Source organism: Wolbachia endosymbiont of Phyllotreta cruciferae (assembly GCF_918697765.1).
In the GTDB taxonomy this organism is placed as follows: domain Bacteria; phylum Pseudomonadota; class Alphaproteobacteria; order Rickettsiales; family Anaplasmataceae; genus Wolbachia; species Wolbachia pipientis.
The window spans coordinates 279,180-291,146 of sequence record NZ_OU953855.1 but is presented as its reverse complement, the minus strand read 5'-3'; the positions used below and the strand labels follow the sequence as shown (position 1 = coordinate 291,146).

General features: G+C 34.1%; 10 protein-coding genes. 6 read left to right on the top strand and 4 right to left on the bottom strand.

What is annotated here, in order from left to right:
* Positions 1-4: 4 nt before the first annotated feature.
* The gene (locus NL281_RS01400; RefSeq protein ID WP_077188568.1) at positions 5-1,330 is read right to left on the bottom strand and encodes a dihydroorotase; all 1,326 of its coding nucleotides are present in this window, start codon (positions 1,328-1,330) and stop codon (positions 5-7) included.
* A gap of 122 nt (positions 1,331-1,452) precedes the next feature.
* Positions 1,453-1,743 carry a hypothetical protein gene (locus NL281_RS01395; RefSeq protein WP_253303458.1) on the bottom strand — a complete coding sequence of 97 codons (291 nt, stop codon included), beginning with the start codon at positions 1,741-1,743 and terminating at the stop codon, positions 1,453-1,455.
* Between the two features lie 189 nt (positions 1,744-1,932).
* Here NL281_RS01395 and NL281_RS01390 point away from each other — a divergent pair, with 189 nt between their 5' ends.
* From NL281_RS01390 to NL281_RS01380, 3 genes are all read left to right on the top strand, one after another.
* On the top strand, positions 1,933-3,102 hold the full coding sequence (locus tag NL281_RS01390) for an IS4 family transposase (protein WP_253303197.1): 1,170 nt from the start codon (positions 1,933-1,935) through the stop codon (positions 3,100-3,102).
* Between the two features lie 27 nt (positions 3,103-3,129).
* The gene (locus NL281_RS01385) at positions 3,130-3,465 is read left to right on the top strand and encodes an IS4/Tn5 family transposase DNA-binding protein (RefSeq protein WP_370274045.1); all 336 of its coding nucleotides are present in this window, start codon (positions 3,130-3,132) and stop codon (positions 3,463-3,465) included.
* A gap of 150 nt (positions 3,466-3,615) precedes the next feature.
* Positions 3,616-4,647, top strand: coding sequence for an IS4 family transposase (locus NL281_RS01380; protein ID WP_253303376.1), 1,032 nt, complete (start codon positions 3,616-3,618; stop codon positions 4,645-4,647).
* Positions 4,648-4,741: 94 nt separating this feature from the next.
* Here the strand turns inward: NL281_RS01380 and NL281_RS01375 are convergent, their stop codons facing one another.
* Complete coding sequence (locus NL281_RS01375; protein ID WP_253303456.1) at positions 4,742-5,698, bottom strand: hypothetical protein; 957 nt, start codon at positions 5,696-5,698, stop codon at positions 4,742-4,744.
* 168 nt (positions 5,699-5,866) lie between these two features.
* Between NL281_RS01375 and NL281_RS01370 the strand changes: the two genes are divergently transcribed.
* From NL281_RS01370 to secF, 3 genes are all read left to right on the top strand, one after another.
* Positions 5,867-7,993 (top strand): heme lyase CcmF/NrfE family subunit, encoded by a 2,127-nt coding sequence (locus NL281_RS01370; RefSeq protein ID WP_253303455.1) that lies wholly within the window; start codon positions 5,867-5,869, stop codon positions 7,991-7,993.
* Between the two features lie 174 nt (positions 7,994-8,167).
* A complete protein-coding gene (locus NL281_RS01365; RefSeq protein ID WP_253303454.1) occupies positions 8,168-10,324 on the top strand; it encodes a hypothetical protein in 2,157 nt (718 codons plus the stop codon).
* A 200-nt stretch (positions 10,325-10,524) separates the two neighbouring features.
* Positions 10,525-11,400, top strand: coding sequence for a protein translocase subunit SecF (gene secF, locus NL281_RS01360; protein ID WP_253303453.1), 876 nt, complete (start codon positions 10,525-10,527; stop codon positions 11,398-11,400).
* A gap of 6 nt (positions 11,401-11,406) precedes the next feature.
* Here secF and NL281_RS01355 read toward each other — a convergent pair whose 3' ends face one another.
* Positions 11,407-11,922 (bottom strand): TIGR02281 family clan AA aspartic protease, encoded by a 516-nt coding sequence (locus NL281_RS01355; RefSeq protein WP_253303452.1) that lies wholly within the window; start codon positions 11,920-11,922, stop codon positions 11,407-11,409.
* Between the last annotated feature and the right edge of the window lie 45 nt (positions 11,923-11,967).

Sequence of the window (11,967 nt, the reverse complement as noted above, 5' to 3'; positions counted from 1 at the left end):
ATAACTAACTCTTCTGCGAGTATATAGTTTTGCCGGACACAACAGTACGTACTACGTGTCCTTTTACTTTGCGACCATCGAAAGGAGAATTCTTTGATTTACTAGCAAAGTTGTCAGTTTTAATTTCCCATTCATGATTGAGGTCAACTAAAATTAAGTCTGCAGCAAGGTTTTTTTGTATACGACCACGTGGTATGTGTATTATATCTGCAGGCTTATATGTCAATTTTGCAAGCACATCAAGTAGACCCATTTGCCCACTGTGATAGAGTTCAAGTGAAAGGGGCAGCATTGTTTCAAGACCAACAATACCAAATGCAGCATTTTCAAGTGGTAGATCTTTAGAACTACGATCATGCGGAGCGTGATCAGTTGCAATGCAATCAATCACACCTGTCTTTAAACCTTCAACCATAGCTAAACGATCTTCTTCAGTGCGAAGCGGCGGATTCATTTTTGCAATTGCCCCATGTTGTTTTACTATATCTTCAGTCAAAGTGAAGTGATGAGGGGTTACTTCGCACGTAACATTTAATCCCAAATCTTTTGCACGTTTAATAGCATCAAGTGAATCTTTTGAAGAGACATGTAGAATATGGTAGTGCACATTTTCCATATCCTTCATTAGCAGTATATCACGATTTACCATAACCGATTCTGACGCACTCAAGATCCCCTTTACTCCCAATTCTTCAGAAATTTTACCTTCGTTGATTGCGCCACCAGCAGATAAATTTAAATCTTCTGCATGTTGAGCAATAGGAACATTCAGCATACTTGAATAAAGCAGCGCCTGTCTCATAATCATTGGGTTCATAACTGGCATGCCATCATCAGTGAACCCAACCGCACCTGCTTCCTTTAAAAGTGCCATTTCAGTCAACTTTTCTTCCGAAGTGGTGATTTTAGCGTAAAATTCAACGTTTACATGTGAAGTTTCAAGTGCTCTATATTTCAAATATTTAGCCAAAATAACGCTATCAATTGCTGGAACAGTGTTTGGCTGACAAACTACAGTTGTAACTCCCCCCGCAGCTGCAGATTTGCTGCCTGTATATATAGTTTCTTTATGTTCCTGGCCTGGTTCACGAAAATGTACGTGAATGTCAATAAGGCCTGGCATTAGAACAAGCCCTTTACAGTCTATTGTTTCATCAACTCCACTTGTTGAAAATAATGATTCACCAAAGTCAACAATTTTATCCCCTTCAGTCAATAATGAACCTTTTATATCAAGTTTAGTTTCCGGGTCGATAATACGAGCATTAGTATACGCAATTTTATAGCCTTCCTTTTGCCCTGTTTGCAACAAATCCCAAGTTTGAGTCATTATATTTGAGTATCGATTATAAAATAAATTTAAAGTTTTTTTAATAAAACACAACCAAATTAAAACACAGACTAAGAGCTGTCTTGAATTAAAGTGCTTTCATTACCCTAAAGATTTGGTTCTTATAACCTAGTTAGCTCAGTTTTAACGTTAATGTGTGAAACTCTGAGTTCTGTTGAAGGATTTTCCAGCTGAATATCTAGCTCATTCTGTATGTTCGATAAACAAATTAAAGCTGAATCAAAAATTTCATCACACTGCTTTGCTTCATGTATATCATCAATTATTTCCTCGAATTCTTCCACATCATCCATTTCTTGCGGCGCACTTTTTAATATCGCTTTTATTTGGTTTAAGTTTTGACGAATTTTCTCCTGATATCCAACAATTCTCTCTTGATATATATCAATCATTTTTTGACATGCGTTGCCTCTAAATGCTTACTTTTACCCACAAATGTAAAAAGTGAGTAAGCTAAATAATTTAGGATCAAAATGATAGAAACAAGTACAAGCGTGCAATATACAGATGGCTTAGGGGATAAATGGCATAAGTGTTGAAAGTAACACAAAAAAGACATAAAGAACTATTATTGCAAGAAAATGGAGGCAATAATGGATCAAATAGAAAGAGTACTAAATTTAATAAAAGATGAGGATTTAGAAAGGCTAGGAAAATTAAGTGAAGTAGATAAATGTAATACTAAATTGTTGGGCAAGATTATATTTAAAGGTCTAATGAAGTTAATATTAATGGGGCAAAAAACAAGCCTAAGAGCGCTAGAAATGGTAATAAACAGGTGTATAATGGATAAGAATAGCGATAAAAGTACAGTAACATACAGTGGTTTGTCAAAAAGGTTAAAAGTTATAAATCCAGAATATTTTAAGGGAGTATATATTGATTTGATGAGCAAGATTAAAAAGCTATTACCCCAAAAAACATCAAATAACTTACATAAGTTTGATTCGACGATCATAAATTTATCGGGATATCTCATAAAAGATGGGCTAAAAATAGGCGGTAAAAGTAACGACAGTCAAGTTAAAGTGAGTGTAGGATTAAAGGATCAATTGCCGACAAGTATAAGATTTTGTAAAGGACAAGAAGAAAGTAGTGAAGATATAGCATTAGTGAGAGCAATTAATGAAGCTAAAGTTGAAAAAGAGGATATTTTATTATTTGATAGAGGAATCAGAAAAGTTGGAACTTTTGCCGAATTTGATGAAAAGGAGTACAAATTTATCACAAGAGTTAAAGTAGGAAGAAAACATGATGTTATAAGCAGGAACAAAGTTATAAGAGAACAAAAATCGGATGGATCAGAGATTTTAGAAGATATAATAGTTAATCTTTATCGTGCACGAGGTAAAGTGGCAGAAAAGCATGATCTACGGCTAATAAAAATCAGAAATAAAATTGGAGATGAAATATGGTTTTTGACAAACTTGTTTGAAATGCCAGCTTATGAAGTAACAGAGCTATATAGGCGCAGATGGGATATAGAAGTGTTCTTTAAATTTATAAAGCAAAATCTTGGATATAAGCACTTTTTAAGCCATACTATGAATGGCATGAAGGTGTATATTTACATGATTATTATTACGGCTTTGTTATTTCTTGTTTATAAAATCAAAAATAATCTACATGGGTTCAAAATAGCATTACTGCAATTCACATTGGATCTAAATGACTCTTTTATACGTTCGATTGTTTTACTGTCGGGAGGTAATTTACATGCCGTTGATCATCTCATATCACGTTATTTTTGATACTTTCAACACTTATGGGATAAATGGCTGGAAAGAGAGTTAAAACACATTAATTTGGGAGATAAAAGGCTTAATAAAAGGCTTATAAAAACAAGTTATTGCATAGAGGGTAAGGCATCTGGTTCAATTAATCAAAGCTGTAGTGGGTGGAAAGAAGCTAAGGGTGCATATAGATTATTTAGCAATGAAAAGCTTGAAGATAAGGAAATTTATTCTTCCCATTATAAAGAAACTAAGGAAAGAATAAAAGGAAACCAGTTGGTCTTTTCAGTTCAAGATACAAGTTATTTGGATTTTGACTCTCATATAAAGACCTTACTATTACCCACAAATAAAAACATAGTATTGTATTTACTCAAATAATTTAATTTTATTAACCTGAAAGCTTATTAGATTAAAATTATTAAACTAAGAGTTATAATTTTAGCAACTAAAAGCTGTAAATTGCACCATATAAACAGTTATTTCAAGCAAAAGTTATGCCATTAAGAGCTATGCAACAAACATTTATATTTGTGGGTAAAAGTAAGTATAAAGACCAAGAGACTAGGCAGTATTTCTAAAGCTTATACAAAGCATAAAATGGGTTTACTGTTGCATAGTGCCTTAATAGTCAGCAGAGACGGATTACCTTTAGGTCTATCTTCCCAACAATGTTGGGCGCGTTCTATTAGGGAAGAAGAAACGGCACAAGAAAAAGCAAACAGAAAATACCGTACCTCCATAGAAGAAAAAGAAAGTTATAAGTGGATAACAGCTCTTAAAGAAACTATAAACAACCTTCCTCCAAATGTACAACTTGTTACCCTTGGTGATAGGGAAGCAGACATCTTCAAATTTTTATGGGTGGCTGAGACGTTAGGTAGTTTTTATGTAATCCGCAATCGAGCTAATAGAAGATTTATCTGTACTGAAGTCGGAAAAACAGATTTGCAAACACGCATCACTCAACTGCCAGTAAAAAAGAAAATTTCTCTAGAAGTTACTAAAGGTGGAAACCAGAGATCAAGGAAAGCTAATATTGAAGTTAAGTATATGAAAGGCTATATACCTATCAGATCTTCTTCCATTTATGGGTCAAAAGATACAATACATAAAATAAGTGATAAAATCCCTGTATATGTGGTAAGTGCAAAAGAAACAAATCCTCCTGATGGATTGGAAGCTATCGACTGGACTCTACTAACTAATGTACCGATTAATAATACTTTAGATGCCATAGAAAAGATAAATTGGTATAAGCTAAGGTGGAAAATTGAAGAGTATTTTAGGATTTTAAAATCAGGATGTAAGATAGAAAGCTCCCGCTTAGCTACAAAAGAAAGATTACAGAAGTTAATTGCTATAAAAAGTATAATCGCGTTTAAAATTTTATATTTGACAAAAGTGGCTTTATCAAATCCCATGGAAATTTGTACTAAAATTTTAAGCAACGAAGAGTGGAAGGTCCTTTACATGCGTGAGTATCGGGTAGCAACATTACCCGAAGAACCTCCAAACATAAAACAAGCTATTATTTGGTTAGGAAAATTGGGTGATTTATGAATAGAAAAAGTGATAATTTACCAGGGTCTATGACTCTATGGCGGGGCTATGAAAACCTTAAGGAGAGCATTGTTATGCTTCACATCATAACCTCTCAAAATTGTGGGTAAAAGTAAGCTCTAAATGGATGTTCTTTTTTCTCTTTTATGTAAGAATTTTGAAAGTCTTTACAGTTAAGGATTGCTTCTCTATGTTTTTTTATGTCATTAATTGCGCTGATTATCGACTTATCTATTTTCTTTAAATTTTCTTCCCGTTCTTCTCTTTTAATTATACTTTTGGATTCATTTTTTATCTGGTTCATTTTGTCATACAGGTTTCTGCATCCTTTGTAAGATGCCATTGGTTGTAACATTCCTTCTTTTACACCTTTATTGTAAAAATTCTTCAACTCATCACTTGATAGTATTGTTATAGCATCTTCCCTTTTACCTTGTGATTTAGGATACTTTTTATTCAATAAACTAACATGATTTAACAAGAAATCTCTAACTAGCCCTTCTTTTTTTACTTCGGATAATCTTTCTAGTGTTTCTATATATTTCAGAGTTTCCGCAAAGAGCTGTCCACCAGAGGGAGCAAATCCTTGAAGTGATTTACTCTGTGCTTTACAAAAATCGGTTTGTAAAAAATCTTCAGCTTGTTTTTTTATTACTGAAAGTTCATTAAAGGCTTTTTCTGGATTGATTTTTCTCAAAATACTAATAGCTTTTCTAATCGCTTTTTCTCTCTTTTTATTATCTTGCTTTTCATTTAATATGAGATGTTCAGTTTTGGTAAAAGCATTACCTTGATCACTCTTTGCAATGTTACAAACGATGTTTTTTACAACTTCTTCGGTTGCTGCATAATCTATTTCTTTTGCAAAACAGTCAACAAATGATTGCCAAACTTTTTTATTAACAAGTTTACTTGTCTTATTTTCAAAATCTTCTATATCTTTGAATCCTAAAATAGTATAGAGATTTTTTTCGATTATTGGTTCGGCATGTTGTTTTGCCACTTTACCTTTTATATTGAATGGAAATTTACTAATCTTAGTTGTACCCACAATGTTACCTCAATATTAACGCTATCTATAAAAGTATAAAGATTTAATATTTAATTTTTAATTAATACTAGCACAGCTAACTACGGGAGCATTATGCTAGCATCAATTAACACTTTAACTTCTAACTTGTCATCAGTAATATTGTTTATATAAAAACTATAATTTTTTATGCCTGAACTTGGGAATATATTGCTATTGCTAGCCTGCTTATTGTCTTTGACATATTTGTTTTTACCGCTTAGTTCTTGTCGGTTTATTACCACTGCCATATTTTTTTGTGTATCAGCGTCAATGGCTATTTTGATCTACTGCCACATTACAAATGATTTTTCACTTGAAAACGTATACTACCACTCACACACAACAAAACCTTTGATCTACAAGATTTGTGGTGTTTGGGGAAACAAAGAAGGGTCCATGTTGCTTTGGACCTTAGTGCTTGTCATGTATTTATTACTAATGGATATTTATATACCTTCTGTCATCCCAGTTTCCCCCTCTGTCATCCCAGTTTCCCCCTCTGTCATCCCAGTGCCCAGACACTGGGATCCAGACAATTTAATTGCAAATGAGTACATCAAATGGCAGTGTAATAAAAACTGGATTCCAGTGTCAAGCACTGGAATGACACCAGAACGAACTAATGGTAGTAAATTAAAAAAAATATCTCTTATCACTCATGGGCTGATTTGCTTTTGTTTTTTGCTGTTCACTTTAATTGAATCCAGCCCCTTCACTAAAATGCCAGGCATTGAAACAGATGGATTGGGTTTTAATCCGATATTGCAGGATATAGGCCTTGCTATTCATCCACCGATATTATATTTGGGGTACCTTGGATTTAGCGTTCCTTTTTCGCTCTCTATAGCTGGATTAATTTTAAATACTGAAGGAAATGTTTGGGCTAAAATTGTCAGGCCTTGGGTACTTATTTCTTGGTCGCTGCTCACTTTGGGCATCAGCTTGGGTAGCTGGTGGGCATATCGCGAACTTGGGTGGGGTGGATTTTGGTTTTGGGATCCAGTGGAAAACGTTTCTTTGATGCCGTGGCTAATTGCAGTAGCGCTGACACATTTGTTGCTCGTGGTACGGAATTTCAATGTTTTAAGGAACTTTGCTATTTTACTTACGCTTACAACTTTTATATTGAGTGTGACTGGAACATTTCTAGTCCGCTCAGGAATACTTACCTCAGTGCACACGTTTGCAGATGACCCAAGATATGGACTATATATATTAGCTCTACTTGGTGTAATTACAGTCAGTAGCTTAGTAATATTTTTAGTATTTACGAGAAAAAATCACACGCCTGCGATGTCATTCCAATGCTTGACACTGGAATCCAGAAAGAAACTTGCTACTCAAGTGACAGAGGGTAGAAGATTCTTTTCACGCTTTACGATGATACTGATGAACAATTTATTATTCATCACTGCCTTTTTCATCGTGTTCGTTGGCACTTTATACCCTACAGTGCTTGAGTATTTAACCGGTGAATTAATTTCAGTTGGAGCACCATATTACAATTCTTTATTTAACTCTATTGCACTAGCTATTCTAGTGCTCACCATGATCGGGCAATACTGCAGTTGGCAGGGAAATAGTCTATTGCCAATATTCCGTGAATATAGATTTTCATTCTGCAGTGCTGCAGCTATTTTGCCGTTTATCTTTCACATGGAGCTAATAATTGTGCTATCAATTACTATCTCCATAGCATTATTAATCTTTGTTTTAGAAGCATACAGTAAAAGAATTCGTTTATTTAAGGTAGCATTTGGTGAATCAATTTTATTAGCAAGAAGAGTTTCTAAGTCCTACTATGCAATGATGCTTGCTCATGCTGGAGTGGCAATTCTAGTGCTTGGTATAGCTTATTCAGTTGGTTGGCAGGAGAAAAAAGAAAATTACTTAAAAATAGGGGATAGCATAACAGTCAATAAATTTAAAGTTACTTTACGCAATATTGAGCTAATAAAAGAAAAAAATTTCCATGCAGTGAGGGGTACAATGGATATCAGGAATTTGCTGAATAATAAGATATTAGGTGAAGTAACTCCTGAATATAGATTTTACCTTGCGGAAGGTCAGAAAAATGTTGAAAGCAGTATCTACCACAATTTGCTTTCTGATATTTATGTTGTAATTGGAGAGATTGATAAGAGTAAGAGCAAAATCGCAGCCAAAGTGCACTATAAACCTGGAATGTCTATAATCTGGCTTGGATCCTTTCTTATCGCTTTTGGTTCGCTCCTTGCTGCTTTTCCTTTTAGTGGACGAGCAAGGATTGTCTAGCTGTCGTGGATTTTATTAACAACGCTCCTAGGTCCAGAGTGCAACGTATGAGAAATTACCGAGCTATAGATACTGATTTGCAAAGGTTAGAACCAAAGAAAGTTATATTTTTTTATTGACAGACCTATATATTACGATATTCACTAAGGGATTAGTGAGTAATGGTTATACAATATGAATGGTGGGGTATCAGGCAAGGAAAAAGTTATACGCACTCCTTTCGATTTTAAGGAGCCTTACAGCGATTGGCGTCAAATTTTTAAACGTCCTAATCAACAGTATAACCCTTCCAACTATGATTCGTCGAGCGAAATAAATGAACACGATATAGAAACTCAAAAGATTGAAGAAGGTGATGGCCATGATTCAGGTATTAGTTCCGATGATGAGGATGACCGGACAACTTATACAGCAGTACAATTAACTAATGATTCTCTTGATAGCCAAAGATATACAGGAATATGCATTCCAACACCAACTGATGGTTGGGTAGGTGAAAATAATCATCAGACTGGTTTATCAGGTGATTTGCCAGACGTGAGTAATAATCCACAAATTTTTGAAAGTACTGATTCAGTACAGCTAGATAATATTGTTTTTAGCAATCTAATTCAGCTTTCCTTGATTAGTCAAGAGCATAATTCTACCTGCAATGATCATGTAATTTGTGATTCAGGTCACAATTCTGACGATGAGGATCAGATTCCAGAGGACTTTCCTTCAAGGAAACGAGTACGATCGATTGAAATTGATCAGTTTGAACCGTTGTACAAGAAGAGGAAAATAGAAGCACAAAATAATCAAAAATATACAGAAAATGTATGTAATCCAACAAATGGTGGTTTGTTAGGTGAAAGTGATAATCCACAAACTTTTGAAAGCGATCCTTTACAGCATGGTAGTAATGGTTTAGGTTATAACTTCAATGGTTATAGTCAAGCAACTTATAGTAAATTAAGTGCTTCAGATCAAGAAGAGGGTCAAGGCTATTCTTTAGGTGGTTCTTGTGAAAATAAAGAAAATTTGACAAAGGGCGCTGGTGGTAGTAATCAGACTTTTGAAGGTGAACAGAAAAGCTCAGAATTTCCGAAAGTTGACAATTGGTCAGATAGTGATGGGAACTCAGAAGATAGTTCGGACTCAAAAAAGGGTTCGTACTATAGTTCAGGTAATCTTGATTCAATGGAGTTAACAGATGATTTGGATTCAGAAAATGATCGGGACCTAGAAGATGATAATCCTTTTCTAAAAGACTCACTTTTTATGAAACTAAAAATGTCGTTAACTCAAAGTAAACAGGATCTGATTGATAAATGCTGTGGGGAGGTGAGAGGTATAACAGAACAAAATGAACAAAAAGATATAAAAAATACTCCAGAAAGTATTAAGTGCATAGTAGCTAAATACTTAGAAAAAGAAGTAATGTTAAATTTAAAATGTAGTTGTTGTAACAAAACTGTAACAAATACAGTATTTGAAGAAATAAAAGATCTTACTAGTGGTAGTCATATAAGTAACAGAAGTAACACTTTTGTATTTGATAACTTTCCCTATCAAAGTAAAGATAAAAACTGTAACAAAGAAAGTAAAGGTCAAAACTGTAACAAAAAAAATGAAGTGTCCGAAGAGGACATTATCAAAAGCATTGTTAGTAATTTATTGTTAGAAGGTGGGAAAGTAAAACGCCATAATTTTTTCGATGGGAATGAGTTTGAGCAGATAGTTACTTGTAATGGATTTGATGATGGTCTTTCTGAGAAATGTAAGGAAATTGAAAGCAAGCTAAAAGGTTTAGCATATGAAAGTATTGTAAACAAAAGCAAGCAGACTCAAAATGTATTAGGAGTAGACAAGGATAATAGATATTTTTGTATAGAATACTTGCAAGATAGTATTGTTGAAGTTGCAGAAATCCTAAACAATGAAAAAGCCAAAGACTTAAATTTAAGAGTTGGCATACTCAAAATTGGAGAAAGTATAGTAAGAGTTGAAAATGTAGAAGAAATAGGGGGAAAAAGAAATTACATGGATGTCTCAAAAGGTGGTATTGAAATGTCTTCTACTACTGAGGTAGGAGAGATAAGTATTTATCTAAGTCCTAGTGAGAAAGGCAGCAATAAAATAAAAGTGGAGATTGATGGGGAAAACAGAGCAAGGCTTAATGAGTTAAAAAATAGGGGAAAAAGTTTAGGGGAAAACTGTCTTTTAGGAGGAAAAAGTGTTGAGGAAGCTATAGAGCATGAAAGTTTTGAAAGATATGGCAGTGTACCTAACACTGCTATGAAGGAACCTAGCTTAGGTTGCGTTGCTAACATAGCAAGGGGGGGATAAGCTTGCAGAGATAAAATGATGGGCCAAATTGGCAGTATTTCGCTTTTGTAATGTACTTCAAAATGGTAGTATGCAAGCTAGATAGAACTTAATTGACAGACAAGAATTAACTGATGGAAAAATTGACATAATCAAACAATCACAGAATAAACTAGTGAATTTTTTGAAAAGTATATAAAATTCAAGTTTAAGTAAATAGCATGGCACTTAGACTCATTCCAGACAACCTCGATATCAAGTTTAGTAAATATAGGGATTTGACTGCATTAATTAGCATTATTCTTATCATCTTTTCAATATTCACTGTTGTGCTGCGTGGAGTGAACTTAGGCATAGACTTTGCAGGCGGAATTTTGATAGAGATAAAATCTTCAGATGAGAATCACTCTATTCTCGATGCATTAAAAGAAAATGGTTTTACAGTGCAGAGTTCAAAAGCGGGTGATAATTTAGTCATGCGTTTTAAAGATGAAGGAGATGAAGATAAAATCAAAAAGATAAAAAGCATACTAGAAGAAAAGCTGGGGAGCTCAATAAGCTATCGTAAAATAGACTATGTTGGCCCACAAATAAGCTCAACACAAATATTTGAAGGAATGTTATCCATGTTGATCGCAATTGTTGGAATATTTTTTTACGTTTGGTTTAGATTTAATTGGCAATGTGGATTCAGTGGAATAACAGCACTGATTCATGACGTGATTTTAACTGTTGGTTTTATTAGCCTAACTGGCATTGAGTTTAATATTTCATCAGTTGCAGCTCTTCTCACTGTCATTGGTTATTCAATCAATAACTCAGTAATTATATACGATCGGATTCGAGAGTATTGCAAGAGTGGTAAAAGTGGGCGGATGAGTGAGATAGTAGATGCAAGTATCAACGCTACATTATTTCGCACTATATTAACCTCGGGTACAACCCTTCTTGCTGCTCTTCCTTTGGCATTAATCTGCACAGATGCAGTGAAAGACTTCAGCTTGATCATTTTTTTTGGTATTTTGATTGGCACTTGTTCTGCAATATTTATTTCTGCTCCTATATTAACCTACAGAGCTTTGATAAGTAGATTGTAGAAGTGTTTAGTCGCGGTATAATATCAACTTATTATCTCTTATAGTGAAATGAAAATACCTTAAAAAGCTCATTCCAAGTAGTGAATGAGACATAGAATGAGTGTTAACGCTTGCCTGTACATCATTAATCAAAAAATTTCCTATTTTAACTTGAGGTATTTGAACCACTCCAGCTTTTATTTGACCTTTCGCAGTTTCATATATTTTAAAATCTCGAACATTTTGTAAGTTAATACCAACATGTAATGCGTCTTTTTGTGATAGAACAATATCGGTTGCTCCAGTATCAAGCAAAAACGTTATATTGCGATCATTGACTTGAGCCTGAATATAAAAGTGTCCATCATATGACTTCGTAAATTCAATACTTCCACTATTCTGACCGCTATTTTGAATTCTTCCTTTATATGGTAAAAAAGTACTGAGAAATCTGTCGCTTAGTTTGTCCCTTTGTGAATCAATAAGCATTGCAGTAGTGGCTATTATTAGCAACCAAATAACTAGATTTTTCACCGCGTTCATATTGTTAAAATTTGAAGCTATTAAAATAAATTTTAAAGATCAGCG